Consider the following 17,969-nt stretch of genomic DNA (forward strand, 5'->3'; position numbering starts at 1 on the left):
AGGTGTATTTAGACTGTAACTCGCTGATAAATTACTGCGTAACGATATAAATTTAACAACCTGCTAAGGAAACCTTAATGCCCGCTCAGTCACCGCGGTTACCTAAAATTAGCGTTATTCAGTCATTTAAGGTGGCGGCAGAATTGGGCAGTCTGGCGAAGGCCGCTGCGCAACTGGCGTTGACGCCCGCAGCCGTGAGTCAGCAGATCCGCCAGTTAGAAGAGCAACTCGGCAGCGCACTGTTTGTGCGTACGCAGAGTGGAGTGATGCTCACCGACACCGGCAAAGAGTATCTGCGCTATGTGACGGAAGCCTTTGATATTTTGCATCTTGGCCAGCAGAACTTGCGCCACGTCGCCTCGATGCCAAAACTTACACTCTACTCACTGCCTGCACTGGCCTCGAAGTGGCTGTTACCCCATTTGGCGCAATGGCGCGCGCACTGCCCGGATATCGATTTATCCCTGCACGGCACCCATGCGCAGGTTGATTTCAATGCCACACCCGCGGATTTTGTCATCTGTTTCGGGGAAGACCGCTATCCGCAACTCGATAAACAGCGGCTGTTTCTGGATGAGGTCGTACCGGTGGCAAGCCCGTCGTTAATCCAACGCTATTCAGCGGACGACATACTGACGCAGGCGCCACTGATTCATCTTGACTGGGGCAACGAGGGGCGTTTTTTACCGGACTGGCGCAGCTGGTATCAGGCCAAAGGGATCACCGAGCCGACAGCGCAACCTGCCTTCAGTTTCAATCTGACTTCTATGGCGATTGATGCCGCTGTCAGCGGTGCAGGTTTGCTGCTGGGGCAGAAAAGGCTGATTGCCGCTGAACTGTCGCGTGGCGATTTAGTGGTGGTGGATGCACTTAGCCTGCCACTGAGCAAACCCTACTTCCTCGCCTGGCCGCTGCGATCGCGTAGCCAGCCGGGCAGCGAAGCGTTGATAAACTGGCTGAATAATTTAACAAACTGTTAACTGTCACCGCGTTGTGCAGAGGGAACTGCACTATGCTTAGCGGCTTTGAGTGACGGTTTAATGAAAGGGAGTTCAGCCAGTGGCCGTAGATCTGCATTTCTGGCTTACCACTGCCGTGGTAAGCATCACCATCTTGTTGTGGGCCAGCGCGCGCTTACCGGAATACCTGACGGCGCTGCTGTTTTTCGCGGCGGCCACGCTACTCAACATCGCGCCTACGCGCACCATTTTTAGCGGTTTCGCCTCATCGGCCTTCTGGCTGGTACTGAGCGGTTTTGTGCTGGGTGCCGCGATTCGTAAAGTCGGTCTGGCGCAGCGGTGGGCGAACTGGCTGGTGGTGCCGCTGAGTCAGAGTTGGCCGCGTATGGTGGCGGGCACCATCGCGTTGACTTATTTACTGGCGCTGGTGATGCCCTCCAACATGGGGCGTATTGCCCTGCTGATGCCGGTGGTGCTGGCGTTGGGTGAGCGGGCGGGGATTGCGCCCGGCAGCCGTGGCAGCATTGGGCTGGCGCTGGCCGTCGGATTCGGTACTTTCCAGCTCTCGGCCAGTATTCTCCCTGCCAATGTGCCTAATCTGGTGCTGAGCGGGGCCGCCGAGAGCGCCTGGCAACTCCATTTGCAATGGATGCCGTGGTGGCTGCTGCACATGCCGGTGGTGGGGCTGGGTAAGGCGCTGGTGCTGATTGGCTGTATCCTGCTGCTGTTTCGTGCCAGGCCGCAGCCGGTAAACCATCGTGATCCATCCCAACCTTTAAGCGCCAGTGAATGGCGGCTTATCGGGCTGCTCGCCGTAACCTTACTGTTGTGGATGACCGACAGCCTGCATGGGTTATCCGCGGCCTGGGTCGGGCTGGCCGCCGCCTGTATTTGTCTGCTGCCCCGGATTGGTTTTCTCTCTGGAGATGAGTTCGCCAGCGGCGTCAATTTCCGCACCTGTATTTATATTGCCGGCATTCTCGGGGTGGCAACGGTGGTGGTGGATTCAGGGCTCGGACGTCTGATCGCCAATGCATTGCTCAGCGTATTACCTCTGCAGGACCATCCTTCGTTCAGTAATTTTGCCGTGCTCAATGCGCTGGTCTCTCTACTCAACTTTGTGCTGACGGCAAACGGTGTGCCGGCGATGGTGACACCAATAGCACAAGAGCTGGCAACCGCCTCCGGCTTTTCACTGATCAGCGTGGTGATGTTGCAGGTCTTCGCTTACGCCACGCCCTTATTGCCCTATCAGGCTTCGCCTGTGGTGGTGGCCATGGGATTGGGTAACGTGCCTGCCAAAGCCGGATTATCACTCTGCGTGCTGGTGTTTATCTTTAGCGTGCTGGTGCTGTTACCGCTGGATTATGGATGGTTTTGGCTGCTAGGCTATGCCTGATAGTTCCCGACCATTAAAGCCTTGAGATCCCTGCATGCCAGCCAATAACGATTGGGTCAATTTTCGTCGTGATGATGAAACCGGAATCGAAAGCGTAAACGCGCATTTTCGCGGGCACGCTTACGATCCGCACGATCATGACGAGTTATTGGTCGGCGTGACGCAGCAAGGTTTGCAGCGCTTTAACTGCCATCGTTCCCTACATACCAGCTCACCGGGTCGCGCCATTCTGATTGAACCGGGCGCGGTTCATGATGGTCACGCACCAGATGCGGACGGTTTTACCTATGTGATGCTGTATCTGCCTCAACATTGGGTGGCGGAGATGATGCAGCAACGTGGGTTGGGTGATGTGGCGAACATAGAAGGGGCGTTCCGCCATACGCTCACCGATGATGCGTTGTTGGCCAGCGCCATCCAGCAAGCCTGGTTTACGGTGCATCACAATGAAGGGCGACTGGCACGCGATCAGAGCCTTGATCATCTGATGACGATGCTTTCCCGCCATCTTGATACCCGGCCCAGCCCGCAGCAGGGCGAAGCGATGCAGCAGATGCAGTTGATGCGTGACTACCTGCATGACTTTATGGCGCAGGATGTCGGGCTGGATGAGCTGTCACGGCTGGCAGGGATTGACCGCTTCAAGTTGACGCGCCAGTTTAAGCAGGCATTTGGTCAATCACCGCATGCTTATCTGGTGCGCCTACGTCTGCGCAGCGCGCGCATGTTACTGGCGCAGGGCATTGAACCGGTGAATGTGGCAGCGCAAGTCGGTTTTGCCGATCAAAGCCATCTGGGCCGCTGGTTCCAGCGTGCCTATCGTATGACGCCTGCGTCTTATCAACGTCAGTGCACAAACGTTCTATCTTCAGCGGCATCTACTCATCGATGATAAGGTTTTTGACCTTAGCAGAGAGTAGTTGCAGATGTTTGATACCAAAATCGCCCTGATTGTTCGTGATGATTTAGCCACCTGGCAGCGCCTGAATGTGGTGGCATTTCTCGCCACCGGTGTGGCGTCCGCCGCGCCCGAGATGATGGGCGAGCCTTATGTCGATGCGCTCGGGCGTCATTATGGCAATATGGCGGGCCAACCGATGCTGGTGTTTGCTGGCGATTTGGCAGGATTGCAGCGTGCGCATCGGCAGGGGCTGGAGCGGGAATTGACGTTGATCCCCTATGTGGAAGCGATGTTCTCTACCGGTCATGATGCGGCCAACCGCGAGGTGTTCAAGGCGGAGGATGCTGATAATCTGAATCTGGTGGGAATTGCGATCCGGGGTCCGAAGAAGGCCGTGGATAAGGCGATTAAAGGGCTGAAGTTGCACGGGTAAAAGCCTTCGCCATCCATGGCGATTTCACTGACATCACGATTTATCTGTCGGGTGCGCATTAATGCGCACCTGGATAGCCTCCGTTGCCCGCAACAGCAAATCCTCCCGGCCACGCAGTGCCAGCAACTCGACGCCAATCGGCATCCCGTCATCACTCAATCCGGCGGGAATACTGATGGCTGGCGCACCGGTCACTGCCGACACCAACGCATTACTGCCTTCCTGCATCTCGCCATGCCTGACCGGGGCGCGGCGTACCACCGGGTAGGCCAACAGGTTGATATTATGCTGTGTGAACATCGCTTCCAGCTGCTGATATACATCGCGCTGGCGTTGCTGCACGGTGGCATAACCTGCACTGTCCGTGCCCGGATGTGCGGCGCGGGTTTTAAATACGTTGGTCAACTGGGGATGGTAAAGCTCTGAGGCGGCAATCTCTTGCAAGGTATGAAACTGCGCGCACGGTTTGTCCGCCAGGTATCCGGCCAGGGCTTCCGCAAACTCATAGCCAATAATGTTGGCTTCTGCAGCAAGGGATTCCAGCTGTGGCCAGCTGACCGTCTCCGGTGCGAACCCGTTAACCGCGGCATACACGGCCTGATTAATTTCGTGCTCATCGGTGGCAAATCCTTCCTGCCAGATGCCCAGTCGCAGCTTTTCACCTTCTCTTGCAAAGTGCTGTCCGCTCAAGATTTCACTGGCGATGCGCAGGTCGGTAGCACTGCGCACCAGCGGACCGGGAATATCCTGCGTCGGAGAGAGCGGCACAATACCTTGAGTGCTGAGTGCGCCGCGCGTCATACGCAAGCCGAACAACCCATTAAACGCAGCGGGGATACGTACCGAACCTGCGGTATCACTGCCGATCGCCAGCGGCACATAGCCAGCAGCAACGGTCACCGCCGAACCACTGCTCGATCCGCCCGGCGATCGGCCTTCGCGCCAGGCGTTATGGGTGAATCCACTCAGCGATGAGGCACCGGTGATTCCTGCCGCCAGTTCATGCATTGCCGTTTTGCCGATTAAAATCGCGCCTTGTTGGCGCAGCGTGGTGATCAGCGGCGCGTCTTCGTGGGCGATAACGTTACGTAGCAGCACCGAACCGGCGCTGGTGGGCCACCCTTTGACTTCAATATTGTCCTTGATCAGCACAGGAATACCGGCCAGTTGCCCTGACAATTCTCCGCGCTGGCGCTGTGCGTCACTGGCATCGGCTGCTGCCAACGCTTCCTCGGCAAACAACCAGGTGATGGCGTTGTAACGGGGTTGATCCACCTCCGCGATGCGTTGCAACGCAAACTCTGTCAGCTGGCGCGAAGTGACAGCGCCGCTTTGCAGTGTCTGTTGTAAGCTGCTGAGTGACGCGGTGAGATAGTCAGCGTATTGCATCCGGTTAATCCTCCAGTGGTATCCATTGCCCGTCGGGCGCTACGCGGCCACACGAGCTGCTGTGAAAATGGGAACTGAACCAGATTGCCTGATGTTGGCGGCACCAGTCTATAACGCGTTGTCGAGAAGCGATGGCCAGCGGTAAATCCTCACAAAACAGCGAGTTCCAGTGTGGGTGTTGAAACTGCACCGGATGATGCATCACATCCCCGGCAAAAATCGCCGATTCTCCGCCGCTTTCCAGCACGATAGAGGCATGATCGACACTGTGGCCCGGTGTGGCGATATAGCGCAGTACGCCTGCAAACAGCGGGGAGTGATCAACATTGATGGTCTCCAGTTGTCCGCGCTCAATTAACGGCAGAATACTGTCGCGATACAACGCCTGCATCGCGGGCGTCTGCTGGCACTGTATTAACTCTTTGGCCGAGCAGATATAGCGCGCGTTAGGAAACATCGGCTGCCACTCACCGTGGTGCCAGTGTGTGTTCCAACCGACATGATCGGTGTGGATGTGTGTCATCAACACCAGGGTCACGGATGCAGGATCAACAATCACACGCGCCAAATTTTCGGCATAAGGGGTATTCAGCTGGTGGAACAGTGGTTTGTTATCGCGGTTGCGTCCATTGCCCGTGGCGGTGTCGATCACAATGACTTCCTCACCCGCACGCACTACCCAACTGTGAATAGACACCTCGGCTAGTTGTGCAGCAAAGTCATCACTCATCTCCGCGCGGTGTGCGGGATAGAGTGAGCCGAAAGGGAAGCTGCCGGTCTGTTCAGAAACTTTTTCAATCAGGCAATCGCCTACGCGAATGTTCATGTTGGCTCCAGTTAAGGGTTCATCACTTCAGATGAAAACCACTATACTGAGCGCAATTTCATTAATTAAATCGATTAAAATCATGCACCCCATCAATGAAAATGATTTTTCACGTATCGACCTCAATCTGGTGATTGTGCTGTTGGTGATGTTTGAGGTGCGTAGCGTGACGCTGGCGGCGAACCGGCTTTACCTCGGACAACCGGCCGTGAGCGCCGCGTTGAAAAGACTGCGCGAAATGTTCAACGATGCGTTGTTTGTGCGTACGTCACAAGGCATGACGCCCACGCCGCGCGCTGAACAATTGGTACAACAATTTGCGCCGCTGATGCAGGATCTGCATCGGGTGATTTTTACGCCTCAGGCATTCAATCCGCTGCAGGATAGCCGTACGTTCCGCATTGGCATGAGTGACTGGCTGGAGCAGTGGCTGATGCCGGATTTACTGGTTGAGTTGGCTCGCACAGCGCCAAATACTGATATCAACGTTGTGGCGGCCGATCCCTGGCAAGCGATCCCGCTGATGGAGCAGCAGCAAGCAGATGTGGTGGTGACGGTAGGCAATGAGGTAAGCCGCGACCTGACACGGGAAAAAATCGCGCGTGCAGGGTTTCGTACCCTGTGGAGCCAGCAGCAGATTGCTGTGAAAACGCTCACGCTGGCGCACTTTGTGCGCTATGACCATGCGCTGGTGTCGTATCGTGGGGCGAGTGAAAGTGCGCTCGACCGTGAGTTGCAGCGGTTAGGCAAATCCCGGCGGGTGCGTTACGTCACGCCACATTTCGCCAGTTTGCCGCTGCTGTTACAGCAGTTGCCTATTTTCGCCACCGTACCGCAAGGGCTGGAACCTGTGTGGCGTGAACGGTATGGCCTCGAAGCCGCTCCTGTGCCGGTCACCATGCCGGATTATGAATTATCGCTGCTGTGGCACAATGCGCAGCAGGATGATCCTGCGAATGTCTGGTTGCGTGAGCGTCTGCGCGCATTGCTGCGACGCAAATGCTAGCCAGGTGCACATAAATGCGCACCCTACGAAAGACCACATTCATTCTTGTAGGGGCACCCTTTATGGCGTAATGCTCGTCAGTTTAGAGGCTGGCGATAACGCCGTCTGGGGCCGCACCGGGGCTGGCGGCCTCACCACGGCACCACGCGCCCCAGATAATCCAGATAATGCAGTCCGGTGCGTCCAGCGTAAGATTCCATGGTATCCAACAGATTAGGAATGCTTTCGTCGATGGTCAGCCGCGCTTCTGGCCCGCCCATATCGGTCTGTACCCAACCCGGTGCCATCAACAACAGTGTGCGTTCGTCTGGGTTGCGCGCGGCGAAACTGCGCATAAACATATTTAACGCCGCCTTGCTGCCGCGATAGACCTCGTAATTGCCGTTGGTGTTATTGGTAATACTGCCCTGGCCCGAAGACATCACCGCGATGGTGCCGTGAGGCGTGACACGATCTTTAAAGGTTTCAATCACGCGCAGCGGGCTAAGGGCATTAGTCACCATCACGCGGGTGAACTCCTCGGTGGAGACGTCGGCAATGGTTTCCCGGTCATCATTTTTCACCCCGGCATTCACAAACAGCATGTCAAACTGGGCGTTATCCAGCCGCTGAGACAGCGCGTCCAGCTGTTGTGGCTCGGTGATGTCCACGCTCTCCACGATTAACTGTTGCGGATACTGCGCCGCCAGTTGCGCCAGCTTGTCTGTTGAGTGGGCGCGGCCCGTGGCCACCACCTGGTTTCCGCGTTTCAGCATATTTTCCGCCAGAGCGAAGCCCAGTCCACGTGATGCGCCAATCAGTAATATTCTCATAAGGTATTCCTCCGGATGCGATGAGGAAAAAGTCTAGCGCGTGGAGAGGGAAGGCGGAACGCGCAGCCTTTGCATTGATAACCTGCATCAGACGCCTTGTCACAGGGACAGCTATCAAGCAGGATAGCGAAGATGAATGATACCGATCTGAATTTACTGATTGCCCTGGATGCACTGCTGATTGAAGGCAGTGTGATAGGGGCTGCACGACGCTTAAACCTCAGTGAATCGGCGATGAGCCGCACATTGGGGCGCTTGCGTGCCACCACCGGAGATGCGCTGCTGGTGCGCGCGGGGCGCAATATGGTGCTCACCCCTTACGCAGAGGCGATGCGCGAACGCACCCATCTCACCTTGCGAGAAGCGCGTGCCGTGTTAAGCCCTGATGCCGAATTACTCGATTTGGCACAACTTGATCGCCGTTTCACCTTGCGTACCAATGAGGGGTTTATTGAAGCCTTTGGCAGCAAACTCATCGCCGCTGTTGCTGCGCAAGCGCCAAACGTACAGCTGGTTTTCGTCAGTAAGCCGGAGAAAAGCGATCGTGATTTGCGCGCGGGTAATATCGATCTGGAAATCGGTGTTTTAGGCAATATGGGCCCGGAAATCCGCTTACAGGCGCTGTTTCGCGACCGATTTGTGGGGGTGGTGCGAAGCGGGCATCCGTTGACAAATCAGGTGAATATTAGCCAGTTGGCGACCTTCGGTCACATCGTCGCTTCAAGACGAATCGAACTGGGTGGGCCTATTCATGACGCCATTGAACTGGCCGGGCTGAGCCGTAGAGTGGTGTCGGTGGTGCCTGCCTTCTCGACGGCGGTCGCGCTGGCGATAGACTCTGACCTGGTGGCACTGGTGCCATATTCGCTGGTACAGCATCATCCACTGATTAAAAACCATCCAGGGTTGGCGATGTTCGAACTGCCGTTTGCCACACCCGAAATGACAGTGTCACAACTGTGGCATCCAAGGCTGGAGAACGATGCCGCGCATCGCTGGCTGCGTGGAGTCATTAAGGCAAACTGCCAGCAATGAGTTATCCGCCGCGCACCGATCCCCGCCACACCACATCAGCCTGATAAACCAGGCTGTGATGCTGTGGGTCATTTTGCGGCGTCAGACCGTGCTCTTCTGCTTCGGTACGTTGCAACCAGTTCACTGCATCCCGCGCAAACTGTTCCACCGGTTGGGCAAAGGTGGTGAGATTGTAAGAGGACCAACCCGCCTGGGCGATGTTGTCATAACCGATCAAACAGAGATCGTCCGGTACGCGCAGAGCAAAGCGATGTCGCGCCTCATCCATCAATCCACATGCCACCAGGTCAGTGACGCAAAATATCGCATCCGGGCGTTGAGGTTGCGTCAGCAGACGATGCGCGAGAATCTGACCGCTTTCATATGAAGTGGTGCCAAACCGCTCCACCGTGACGCTCAATCCCACACGCTCAGCCTCCGCAATAAACGCAGCTTCGCGCTTCTTCAGGCTCGGCGTACCCGCCAGTGAATTGGCAAACGCCAGATGCCGACAACCGGCACGCTGGAATGCCATCACGGCAGTAGCGGCTGCACGCTGTGCATCAAGATGAATGCTGAGTGAACCAGGCAGATCCTCATCGCGGTTAATTAAAATAATGCGCTGCCCATGCTGGAAACACTGTCGGGTGATGGTGCGATCCGGCATGCCCGAGAGAATGATGGAGGCATCGGCGCGGAAATTGATCGCTTGCTGCAACGCCGCTGACACGCTGTTATCGGAACGATCGGTGTTGATCAGCATGGCGATTTTACCCGCCTCTTGCAGATATTGTGTCAGCCAGCGTACCAGGCTGGCGCGATAGGGGGTGGCGATCTCCGAAACCACCAGACAGACGATACCGCTACGATTGCGCACCAGCCCACGCGCCAAATGATTGACGTGGTAACCCAACTCCTCGGCGGCTTTCATCACGCGCGTGCGCATCGCAGGTGACACGCTGGCGCCTGGGGTAAATGCCCGAGAAACAGCGGAGCGCGACACGCCAGCGCGTTCGGCAACATCCTGCGCACTGACCACCGCTTTCTCATTTTGCATGCTGCCTTCCTCCCCAACTTATGGCTGAAAATGAGTCTGCCTCAGATTGCAAAGCTGTGCAATCTGTTCAAGATCTCATTTGTTGCATTTTTGTGACATAGGCAATCAATTGCGCAGCAAGCTATTTGACAGCTGATTTTTTGTTCATTACTACTTTGCACACACGTGCAATACAAGGTGCCAGTGAAGCACCACCCTACAATCCAAGGAGAACACCATGCGAGCCACCTCTATCGCCGTTGCGCTGTCCCTCTGTTCCACCGCTGTCCCTTTCGCCGCGTCCGCTGCGGGCAATCTTAATATGGTCTGCTCGGCAGATGTGGTGGTGTGCGAGCACATGACCCGCATCTTCAGCCAGGAGCATCCAGACATTAAAGTTAGCATGGTGCGCCTGTCCGCCGGGGAAGCCTATGCACGTCTGCGCAGTGAAGCACGTAATCCGCGTACCGATATCTGGTGGGCGGGGACGGGCGATCCGCATATGCAGGCAGCCGAGGAGGGGTTAACCCAAGTCTATAAATCACCGCTGCTGGATCAGCAGCAGGATTGGGCGCAGAAGCAGGCTGAAAACTCGGGCTATCGCACGGTGGGGATTTATGCCGGGGCGTTGGGTTGGGGCTATAACACCAAGTTGCTGGCGGATAAAAAACTCAAAGAACCCACCTGTTGGGCCGATCTGCTGGACCCTGGTTTCAAGGGGGAAATTCAGATCGCCAATCCCAATTCGTCCGGTACGGCTTACAACACCTTAGCCACGCTGGTGCAAATCATGGGTGAAGACAAAGCCTTTGATTACCTGAAAAAACTCAATGCTAACGTTTCGCAATATACCAAGTCGGGATCGGCGCCGGTGAAAGCGGCGGCACGCGGTGAAACCACGGTCGGCATTGTGTTTATGCACGATGCAGTGGCGATGCAAGTGGATGGTTTCCCGATAAAGACCGTGGCGCCGTGTGAAGGCACCGGTTATGAGATTGGATCGATGTCGATCGTGAAAGGCGCGCGCAACCTGGCAAACGCCAAAGTCTGGTACGACTGGGCGCTGAGTGCTGCCGCGCAGTCCCACATGAAAGAGGCGAAATCCTTCCAGTTACCGTCAAACCGCATCGCTGAAATCTCTGAATACGCGCCGCGTTTCGAGAACATTAAGTTGATCGATTATGACTTCAAAACATACGGCGACTCGGCAAAACGCAAAGCCTTGTTGAGCCGTTGGGATAAAGAGATCGGTGCGAGCGCACAGTGATGTCGTTCGTCATGACTTCGGTTCAAAACAATAGTGCTGAAGTTGTCGTAGGGTGCGCATTTATGCGCACCGGATCCTCCGATCGAGGTATTTATGAACGCAAATAATCGTCGTCTCACGGCTGCGCTATTACTGGGCGCAACGGCACTGTTACTGCTGCCGTGGTACAGCCTTGAAAGCGGTTTTTTTGATGGCGGCTGGCTGTTCAATTTATGGGGTGATGCCGCCAATGCGCCCATGCTGTGGCAGCTGGGTGAACATCCGTGGTTGGTGGTTGCACTGGCGTTGTTTGGGCTGTGTGCCGCGTGCGGCATATTGCCTCAAGGAGCGCGCAGCCGATTACTGCTGCTGTTTAGCGCTTTAGGGGTAATTTTTCTGGTCATCGAAGGCCACGCTATCGGTTACAGCGGCTGGAGCTGGATGTGGCTGGAAAACCAGTTTGGCACGCTGGCTCAGGGTCAACCTGCCATGGGGGCCGGTGCGATCGTCTTGCTCACCACCTTCTTGTTGCTGTTCTCCTTTGCCCTTGCCGAACGCGGCGTGCTCAAGGGCGACGCCTTTGTCGTCGCATCGCTGGTGTTACTGACGGCGCTGGTCAGTGTGTTTGTGCTTTATCCGGTGCTCAGTATGTTCGTGGTGTCGGTGCAGGATGTGGACGGCAGTTTTAAACCCGATGGGCTGATCAGCAATCTCCAGGATCCCTCAATCTGGAGCTTAGCCTGCCTTAAGGGCGGCACCTGTGGTACGGCGTGGCGTACGCTGTGGCTGGCGTTGATGACGGCCAGCGGCTCGACCTTGCTCGGGTTAGCCTTTGCCCTCGCCGCCACGCGCACGCCGCTGCCGTGCAAAAAAGCGCTGCGCATGCTGACCATCCTGCCAATCATTACTCCGCCGTTTGTGATTGGTCTGGCGTTGATCTTGCTGTTTGGGCGTTCGGGCGTAGTGACGGAACATCTGGCGACGCTGTTTGGTATCGAGCCTGGACGTTGGTTGTACGGGATGACCGGCATCTGGATTGCGCAAGTATTGTCATTCACCCCGATTGCGTTTCTGGTGCTGATTGGCGTAGTGGAAGGGGTAAGTCCCTCGCTGGAAGAGGCGTCACAAACCTTGCGCGCTAACCGCTGGCGCACGTTCAGCCGCATCTCTCTTCCACTGATGGCACCGGGATTAGCGAATGCTTTTCTGATCAGCTTTATCGAAAGCATGGCCGACTTTGGCAATCCGATGGTATTAGGCGGCAGCCATGGCGTGCTTTCCACGGAGATTTTCTTCTCGGTAGTCGGCGCACAGAACGATCCGAGTCGTGCGGCTGTGCTGGCGATGATCCTGCTGTGCTTCACGCTGGCGGCGTTTGTCCTGCAACGCTGGTGGTTGGGCGGCAAAAACTTTGCCACGGTCACCGGTAAAGGTGACGGTGGAAAACATGGACAGCTCCCACGCGTGTTGCGTTACAGCGTGTACGGCATGGTGATTCCGTGGGGGATCTTCACCTTAGTCATCTACGGCATGATCGTGGTGGGGGGATTCGTGCAGTCGTGGGGATTAAACGATGCATTGACCATCGAACATTATGTCCGCGCCTTCCGTGTCAGCTTTAGTGAGGGGCATCTGTTGTGGAGCGGGGTGGCATGGAACTCATTCTGGACCACGCTAGAGATTGCGCTGATTGCTGCACCGTTGACCGCCATAGTTGGCCTCTTGACCGCCTGGCTCATCGTCAGACAGAAGTTTGCCGGTCGCCAGACGTTTGAGTTCTTGCTGATGCTCAGCTTTGCCATCCCCGGCACGGTGATTGGGGTGAGTTATGTGATGGCCTATAACCTGCCACCGCTGGAGATCACCGGCACCGCGTTAATCCTGATTGCCTGTTTTGTGTTCCGCAATATGCCGGTCGGCGTGCGCGGGGGCATTGCGGCCATGAGTCAACTCGATAAAAGTCTTGATGAAGCCTCTTTAACCCTGGGTGCCAACAGTTTCCGCACCTTACGTAAAGTGGTGCTGCCTTTGCTGAAACCGGCCATCAGCGCAGCGCTGGTGTACGCCTTCGTACGCGCGATCACTTCGATCAGCGCAGTAATCTTCCTGGTCAGCGCGCAGTACAACATGGCGACATCCTACATCGTGGGATTGGTCGAGAACGGTGAATACGGCGTGGCGATTGCCTATTCCACCGTGCTGATTGTGGTGATGCTGCTGATTATTGGTGTGTTCCAGTGGCTGGTAGGCGAGCGTCGCTTACGTCGCGTGGCACGTCCCGTCGACGTGGCAGCTATCCCATCCTCGACGTCATTAACTCAGGAGAGAGCCCTATGACCCGCATTCAAGCCGGTTCGGTGGTGTTTGAACATGTGACAAAACGTTTTGCAGGTTTTAATGCGTTGCCGGATCTCTCGCTGACCGTGGAGCCAGGTACACTGGTGACGCTGCTCGGTCCCTCTGGGTGTGGCAAAACCACTACGTTACGTTTGTTGGCGGGTCTTGAACATCCTACTTCAGGACGCATTTTGATTGGTGGCAAGGACGTGACTAACCTTCCAGCTAACGAACGTGATGTGGCGATGGTGTTTCAATCCTATGCGCTGTTCCCCCATATGAGTGCGTTCGACAACATCATGTATGGGTTGCAGTCATCCGGGATGAAGAAGCAGGAAGCGCAAGACCGCGCGCGTGAAGGGTTAAAGTTAGTCGGACTGGAGACGCAGGGTAATCGTCTGCCGTCTGAGCTGTCTGGTGGGCAGCAGCAGCGTATCGCCGTGGCACGCGCCTTGGTATTAGAGCCGCAAGTGCTGCTGTTGGATGAACCGTTATCCAATCTGGATGAGCGGTTGCGCCGTCGGGTGCGCACCGATATTCGCGATTTACAACAACGGCTTGGCTTCACCGCGGTGTATGTCACCCACGATCAAGAAGAAGCTTTGGCAGTGTCTGATAAAATTATTGTCATGAAAGAGGGGGATATTGCCCAGCAGGGTGCGCCAGAAAGCCTCTATCACGCCCCGAACTCGGTGTTTATCGCTGATTTTATGGGTGAAGCCAATATCCTGCCCTGTGAAGTCGAGCAGCTTGAGGGCAGTGATGCGCTGGTGAAGTTGGGCAACCAACGCTACCGCATACGCAGTAACGGCGTGCAGCCGGGTACGGCACAACTCTCGGTGCGCCCGCAGTTTATCACCTTGAATGAAGCGGGCATGGGCGCACTACAAGGTGAAGTGACGCACAGTACCTGGCTGGGCGATCACATTGAGTATGAAGTGGCAACGGAATTGGGTTCGCTGTTTATTGTTGATGCGCAGATGGAGCAAAAACTGCCCCTGACCTCAACGGTAGCGATTGATTTTAAACCTCAGGGATTAGCCCTGATTGCCGGTTAAGTTAAGGATGAATAATGAGCGACTCGGTAAATGAAGCTTTGCTGTCCCGTTTGATTTTGGCAGAGAAAGTGGCACGCGCTGGCGGCGAGAAGGCACTGGAGTATTTCCATCACCGCGACACGCTGGTGGTGGAAACCAAACATGATTTGCAGGATGTGGTGTCACGCGCAGACCGTGAAGTGGAACAGATGATCGATCAGCAGATTCGTGCACAGTTTGCCGACGATGGTTTTCTGGGTGAAGAGTACGGTTTGCAGGCCGGTACATCGGGCTATACCTGGGTAGTAGATCCGATTGATGGCACCAGTCCGTTCCTGAACGGGATGCCAAACTGGTGTGTGTCAGTGGCGGTGCTGCATGATGGCGTGCCGGTGATTGGGGTGATTTACGCACCGACCTATCAGGAGTGTTATGTGGCGGCCTTGGGTCAGGGAGCGACGTTGAACGGTCGTCGCTTGCAGGTCGACCCTTCGCGTACACTGCAAAATCATGTCACCGGATTTGGTGCCAACAGCTATGTCAGTCCCGAGGAAGTGGGCAAGTTGCTGGCCTCACTGCTGGAGGCCGGTGGCAATTTTATCCGCATCGGCTCGGGTGCATTGATGCTGGCATGGGTGGCCGCAGGCCGTGTGGTGGGCTATTTCGAACCCTATATGCACGCCTGGGATTGCCTGGCAGGCTATTGTCTGGTGAAAGAGGCGGGCGGCTGGTATCACCCATTTAACACCGAAGGCGAACGGCTGCTGAAAGGAGCTAAAGTGTTGGCTGTCGCGCCGGGTGCGGAAGCGGATTTAAAGCGCATTGCCGGTATCTAAGTCATCAGGTGTGCATTAATGCGCACCTGACGAAAATCCACCCCCAATTTTCCATGGGTGCCATTTATGGCGTAATGCTCGTCAGTTAAGAGGCTGGCGATAACGCCGTCTGGGGCCGCACTGTAAATAAAGGCCTCTTTTCAAAAAGCAGCCTGAGTTCTTAACTCACACTCATTACGCTAATATGGCAACCACATCAGTTTGCAATTTCCCCCTGGCGATGCTGTTATAACGCACTCCTCCTTGCTCTTGGTGGTTACGTGTCGCTCACCTCTTCTGACTGGTTTAGCCGTAACGGCATTGAATCTTCGCGCGTCAGTGCCAGCGGCAGTCGCTTTCCGCGTCATCTGCATGATGAATATGTGATTTGCGCCAATCTGAGCGGTCGTGAAGAGATCTGGCTGGATGGCAAAGTCGAACAAGTGTTCGCCGGACAGGTCACCCTGTATAACCCGAGTTCCATTCAGTCCTCTCAGTTTAGCCTTGAGGCGGTAAGCTTCATTAGCCTGCACCTGGCGCAATCGACGTTAAGCAATCTGCTGGGAACAGCAGAAGCGCCCGCACTGCGTGAAGGGGTGTTCAACGACGTTCGCCTGTTTCAGGCCATTTGTCGCTTTGACCAACTGGCTCGCGAGGCCGATGAAAGCTTGCTGGAACAACAGCTGCTGTGGTTGTGTGGAGAGTTGCTGGATGATGAGGCCAGTTTGCAGCAGGGAGATGTGCAGATTATCCAGCAGGTAAAAAAGTTTCTGCGTGAGCATCTGCACGAGAAGCCGCAGCTGGAGGCATTGGCGCAGATAGCAGGGTTGAGTAAATACCATCTGGTGCGTCGATTTACCCAACTAACCGGTATGCCGCCGTTGCAGTATCACATGCAGTTGCGCTTGCATCGGGCCCGCGATCTGCTGCGTCAGCGGGTGCATCCGCAGGAGGCGGCACTGCAGCTAGGGTTCTACGATCAGAGCCACTTTATCAACGCGTTTCGCAAAGTGATGGGCACCACACCGCATCACTATGCGCAACAGATCGCCTCAGCGCAGGATAAATTCCCGATAGCCTGACACCATCACATAGGCCGCGAAATAACAAAAAATCAGCGCCGAAGCGAGATACGAATACTTCAGCAGGCGCTGACCCAGCAATTTCCCCCCCATACTGCCCACCAGACACAGCACGCAGGTCCAGACCACACCCGCAATAAAGAATCCGCTGAGGAACGATGATGTCGCGTTCACGCTGCCGTGCCCCATTCGGGCTATTAGTGCGCCTCCGACACTGGCAAACCAGAGGATGGCGGTCGGGGATGACATCGCCAGTACCACACCACGACGGAATTCACGCAGTAGCGAACGATAGGGCTGCTGCTCTGCCTGCGGTAGGGTGGCATCTTTGCGCAGTGCAGCGATCAGCATCTTTGCGGCGAACCACAGCAACAAGAGTCCTCCGCCAATCCACAGCACCCAGCGCACGGCGGTGAACTGCAGTACCACGGCCATGCCCGCTAGCGCCAGCAAGGCGTAAATCAGATCGCCCACGCAGGTCCCAATGCCGAGCCAGAAGCCGTGAAAGTAACCTCGTTGCATCGCCAGGGTGATCATGGCGATATTGGCCAGCCCAATATCCAAACACAGCGATAAACTCAGTAAAAAACCATTTGAAAACTGCAGCATAGCGAACAATCCGTTCTGTATTTATGGTGTTGACGGCATTAAAGCACGTGCTGAGGAAAGCGGTATTGGAAAGAATTGCGCAATTGTTTGCACGCTGTTTTCTCATCGTCCCAATTATGGTTATATGCATCCATCCGTTACCAATGACCAAACGCCATGAATCTTCGGGAAAATATTGTCAGCCAGTTCAGTGTATTGTCGCCTGAACTGCAACGCGCCGCCGAATTCTCACTGCAAAATGCCAATCAACTGGTGGTGCAATCAATGCGTGCCTTTGCCAGTGAGGCGGGCGTCAAACCCGCGACGCTGCTGCGACTGGCCCAGAGACTGGGCTACAACGGCTGGGGTGAACTCAAAGATGCTTTCATTGATGACATCGGTCTGCGCAATGATACATACGTATCCAAAGCGGAGAAACTGATTGCTAAAGGCACTCAGCCGCAGCTGTATGAAGAGGTGTTCCAGGCGCATCAAGCCAACCTGGGGTATACGCGCAATGAGAATCATCAGGCGATGGAGCAAGCGGTGACGCTGCTGGATGCAGCAGACAATGTCTATATCTGTGGCTTTCGCGCCAGTTTCCCTATCGCCTGGTCACTGTTTTACGTCTATCGGCTGTTTAACCGTCAGGTATCACTGATTGATGGCCTGGCGAGCAATATTGAAGTATTTACCCGTGAACTGACGGCAAAAGATTGCGTGCTGTTGACCAGTTTTGCGCCTTACTCACGTGAGTCTTTGGATGTATTACACGCGGCTCAAGACGCGGGGGCTAAGATTATTGCTATCACCGATTCCCCGGTTTCACCTCTGGCGCAAGCTGCCGATTGTACGCTGCTGTTCTCCATTGATAGCCCATCATTTTTCCCTTCAGTGGTCTCTGGCATGGGGTTGGCAGAGTGTTTACTGGCGATGCTGGTCGCTCGCCATGGCCGCGAAGCCGTCAACAAAATCGAAAGTGCCGAACGCTATCTGATCGATTCTGGTGCTTACGTGGTGCCCGGCAAATCCTGATAAATGATTCATTTGCATCCGTCATAAGAAAATAGAATGCATTTGAATCATAAT

Annotated in this window: 17 protein-coding genes; 12 read left to right on the forward strand and 5 right to left on the reverse strand. The window is 55.5% G+C overall.

Annotation, left to right across the window (positions count from 1 at the left end):
- Window positions 1-77 precede the first annotated feature (77 nt).
- From ACPUC8_RS19140 to ACPUC8_RS19155, 4 genes are all read left to right on the forward strand, one after another.
- Entirely contained in the window at window positions 78-980 is a 903-nt protein-coding gene (locus ACPUC8_RS19140; RefSeq protein WP_494927049.1) for a LysR substrate-binding domain-containing protein, read from the forward strand.
- 79 nt (window positions 981-1,059) lie between these two features.
- Window positions 1,060-2,358: an SLC13 family permease gene (locus tag ACPUC8_RS19145; RefSeq protein WP_494927050.1), complete on the forward strand. Its 1,299-nt coding sequence runs from the start codon at window positions 1,060-1,062 to the stop codon at window positions 2,356-2,358.
- Between the two features lie 34 nt (window positions 2,359-2,392).
- Complete coding sequence (locus tag ACPUC8_RS19150; RefSeq protein WP_494927051.1) at window positions 2,393-3,250, forward strand: helix-turn-helix domain-containing protein; 858 nt, start codon at window positions 2,393-2,395, stop codon at window positions 3,248-3,250.
- A gap of 34 nt (window positions 3,251-3,284) precedes the next feature.
- On the forward strand, window positions 3,285-3,692 hold the full coding sequence (locus ACPUC8_RS19155) for a DUF2000 family protein (RefSeq protein WP_494927052.1): 408 nt from the start codon (window positions 3,285-3,287) through the stop codon (window positions 3,690-3,692).
- A gap of 33 nt (window positions 3,693-3,725) precedes the next feature.
- Here ACPUC8_RS19155 and ACPUC8_RS19160 read toward each other — a convergent pair whose 3' ends face one another.
- Both ACPUC8_RS19160 and ACPUC8_RS19165 read right to left on the reverse strand, forming a co-directional pair.
- Complete coding sequence (locus ACPUC8_RS19160; protein WP_494927053.1) at window positions 3,726-5,081, reverse strand: amidase; 1,356 nt, start codon at window positions 5,079-5,081, stop codon at window positions 3,726-3,728.
- A 4-nt stretch (window positions 5,082-5,085) separates the two neighbouring features.
- A complete protein-coding gene (locus tag ACPUC8_RS19165) occupies window positions 5,086-5,907 on the reverse strand; it encodes an MBL fold metallo-hydrolase (protein WP_494927054.1) in 822 nt (273 codons plus the stop codon).
- 31 nt (window positions 5,908-5,938) lie between these two features.
- On the opposite strand from ACPUC8_RS19165, the gene ACPUC8_RS19170 reads away from it, so the two are divergent.
- The gene (locus ACPUC8_RS19170) at window positions 5,939-6,913 is read left to right on the forward strand and encodes a LysR family transcriptional regulator (RefSeq protein ID WP_494927055.1); all 975 of its coding nucleotides are present in this window, start codon (window positions 5,939-5,941) and stop codon (window positions 6,911-6,913) included.
- A 131-nt stretch (window positions 6,914-7,044) separates the two neighbouring features.
- On the opposite strand, the gene ACPUC8_RS19175 is transcribed toward ACPUC8_RS19170, so the two are convergent.
- A complete protein-coding gene (locus ACPUC8_RS19175; protein ID WP_494927056.1) occupies window positions 7,045-7,725 on the reverse strand; it encodes an SDR family NAD(P)-dependent oxidoreductase in 681 nt (226 codons plus the stop codon).
- Between the two features lie 132 nt (window positions 7,726-7,857).
- Between ACPUC8_RS19175 and ACPUC8_RS19180 the strand changes: the two genes are divergently transcribed.
- A complete protein-coding gene (locus tag ACPUC8_RS19180; RefSeq protein WP_494927057.1) occupies window positions 7,858-8,760 on the forward strand; it encodes a LysR family transcriptional regulator in 903 nt (300 codons plus the stop codon).
- A 1-nt stretch (window position 8,761) separates the two neighbouring features.
- Here ACPUC8_RS19180 and ACPUC8_RS19185 read toward each other — a convergent pair whose 3' ends face one another.
- Window positions 8,762-9,796, reverse strand: a complete 1,035-nt coding sequence (locus tag ACPUC8_RS19185; protein WP_494927058.1) for a LacI family DNA-binding transcriptional regulator — start codon at window positions 9,794-9,796, stop codon at window positions 8,762-8,764.
- Window positions 9,797-10,013: 217 nt separating this feature from the next.
- Between ACPUC8_RS19185 and ACPUC8_RS19190 the strand changes: the two genes are divergently transcribed.
- The 5 genes from ACPUC8_RS19190 to ACPUC8_RS19210 all read left to right on the forward strand — a co-directional run bounded on the left by ACPUC8_RS19190 (window position 10,014) and on the right by ACPUC8_RS19210 (window position 16,292).
- Window positions 10,014-11,042 carry an ABC transporter substrate-binding protein gene (locus ACPUC8_RS19190; RefSeq protein ID WP_494927059.1) on the forward strand — a complete coding sequence of 343 codons (1,029 nt, stop codon included), beginning with the start codon at window positions 10,014-10,016 and terminating at the stop codon, window positions 11,040-11,042.
- A 93-nt stretch (window positions 11,043-11,135) separates the two neighbouring features.
- Window positions 11,136-13,358 carry an ABC transporter permease gene (locus tag ACPUC8_RS19195; RefSeq protein ID WP_494927060.1) on the forward strand — a complete coding sequence of 741 codons (2,223 nt, stop codon included), beginning with the start codon at window positions 11,136-11,138 and terminating at the stop codon, window positions 13,356-13,358.
- Window positions 13,355-14,416 carry an ABC transporter ATP-binding protein gene (locus tag ACPUC8_RS19200; protein WP_494927061.1) on the forward strand — a complete coding sequence of 354 codons (1,062 nt, stop codon included), beginning with the start codon at window positions 13,355-13,357 and terminating at the stop codon, window positions 14,414-14,416. The genes ACPUC8_RS19195 and ACPUC8_RS19200 overlap by 4 nt, the downstream gene beginning before the upstream one ends.
- A gap of 14 nt (window positions 14,417-14,430) precedes the next feature.
- Window positions 14,431-15,231 (forward strand): inositol monophosphatase family protein, encoded by an 801-nt coding sequence (locus ACPUC8_RS19205; protein WP_494927062.1) that lies wholly within the window; start codon window positions 14,431-14,433, stop codon window positions 15,229-15,231.
- 260 nt (window positions 15,232-15,491) lie between these two features.
- Window positions 15,492-16,292, forward strand: coding sequence for an AraC family transcriptional regulator (locus ACPUC8_RS19210; protein ID WP_494927063.1), 801 nt, complete (start codon window positions 15,492-15,494; stop codon window positions 16,290-16,292).
- On the opposite strand, the gene ACPUC8_RS19215 is transcribed toward ACPUC8_RS19210, so the two are convergent.
- Complete coding sequence (locus ACPUC8_RS19215) at window positions 16,263-16,901, reverse strand: LysE family translocator (protein WP_039331062.1); 639 nt, start codon at window positions 16,899-16,901, stop codon at window positions 16,263-16,265. The genes ACPUC8_RS19210 and ACPUC8_RS19215 overlap by 30 nt on opposite strands.
- A 156-nt stretch (window positions 16,902-17,057) precedes the next feature.
- Between ACPUC8_RS19215 and ACPUC8_RS19220 the strand changes: the two genes are divergently transcribed.
- Entirely contained in the window at window positions 17,058-17,915 is an 858-nt protein-coding gene (locus ACPUC8_RS19220; protein WP_494927064.1) for a MurR/RpiR family transcriptional regulator, read from the forward strand.
- Window positions 17,916-17,969 lie beyond the last annotated feature (54 nt).

Source organism: Pantoea sp. CFCC18177 (genome assembly GCF_059412425.1).

What these genes read in the sequence shown, in the direction of transcription:
- ACPUC8_RS19155 (WP_494927052.1), top strand. Translation starts at nt 3,285, where the DNA reads ATGTTTGATACCAAAATCGCCCTGATTGTTCGTGATGATTTAGCCACC.
- ACPUC8_RS19160 (WP_494927053.1), bottom strand. Translation starts at nt 5,081, where the DNA reads ATGCAATACGCTGACTATCTCACCGCGTCACTCAGCAGCTTACAACAG.
- ACPUC8_RS19140 (WP_494927049.1), top strand. Translation starts at nt 78, where the DNA reads ATGCCCGCTCAGTCACCGCGGTTACCTAAAATTAGCGTTATTCAGTCA.
- ACPUC8_RS19180 (WP_494927057.1), top strand. Translation starts at nt 7,858, where the DNA reads ATGAATGATACCGATCTGAATTTACTGATTGCCCTGGATGCACTGCTG.
- ACPUC8_RS19190 (WP_494927059.1), top strand. Translation starts at nt 10,014, where the DNA reads ATGCGAGCCACCTCTATCGCCGTTGCGCTGTCCCTCTGTTCCACCGCT.
- ACPUC8_RS19185 (WP_494927058.1), bottom strand. Translation starts at nt 9,796, where the DNA reads ATGCAAAATGAGAAAGCGGTGGTCAGTGCGCAGGATGTTGCCGAACGC.
- ACPUC8_RS19175 (WP_494927056.1), bottom strand. Translation starts at nt 7,725, where the DNA reads ATGAGAATATTACTGATTGGCGCATCACGTGGACTGGGCTTCGCTCTG.
- ACPUC8_RS19195 (WP_494927060.1), top strand. Translation starts at nt 11,136, where the DNA reads ATGAACGCAAATAATCGTCGTCTCACGGCTGCGCTATTACTGGGCGCA.
- ACPUC8_RS19170 (WP_494927055.1), top strand. Translation starts at nt 5,939, where the DNA reads ATGAAAACCACTATACTGAGCGCAATTTCATTAATTAAATCGATTAAA.
- ACPUC8_RS19165 (WP_494927054.1), bottom strand. Translation starts at nt 5,907, where the DNA reads ATGAACATTCGCGTAGGCGATTGCCTGATTGAAAAAGTTTCTGAACAG.
- ACPUC8_RS19215 (WP_039331062.1), bottom strand. Translation starts at nt 16,901, where the DNA reads ATGCTGCAGTTTTCAAATGGTTTTTTACTGAGTTTATCGCTGTGTTTG.
- ACPUC8_RS19220 (WP_494927064.1), top strand. Translation starts at nt 17,058, where the DNA reads ATGAATCTTCGGGAAAATATTGTCAGCCAGTTCAGTGTATTGTCGCCT.
- ACPUC8_RS19205 (WP_494927062.1), top strand. Translation starts at nt 14,431, where the DNA reads ATGAGCGACTCGGTAAATGAAGCTTTGCTGTCCCGTTTGATTTTGGCA.
- ACPUC8_RS19200 (WP_494927061.1), top strand. Translation starts at nt 13,355, where the DNA reads ATGACCCGCATTCAAGCCGGTTCGGTGGTGTTTGAACATGTGACAAAA.
- ACPUC8_RS19150 (WP_494927051.1), top strand. Translation starts at nt 2,393, where the DNA reads ATGCCAGCCAATAACGATTGGGTCAATTTTCGTCGTGATGATGAAACC.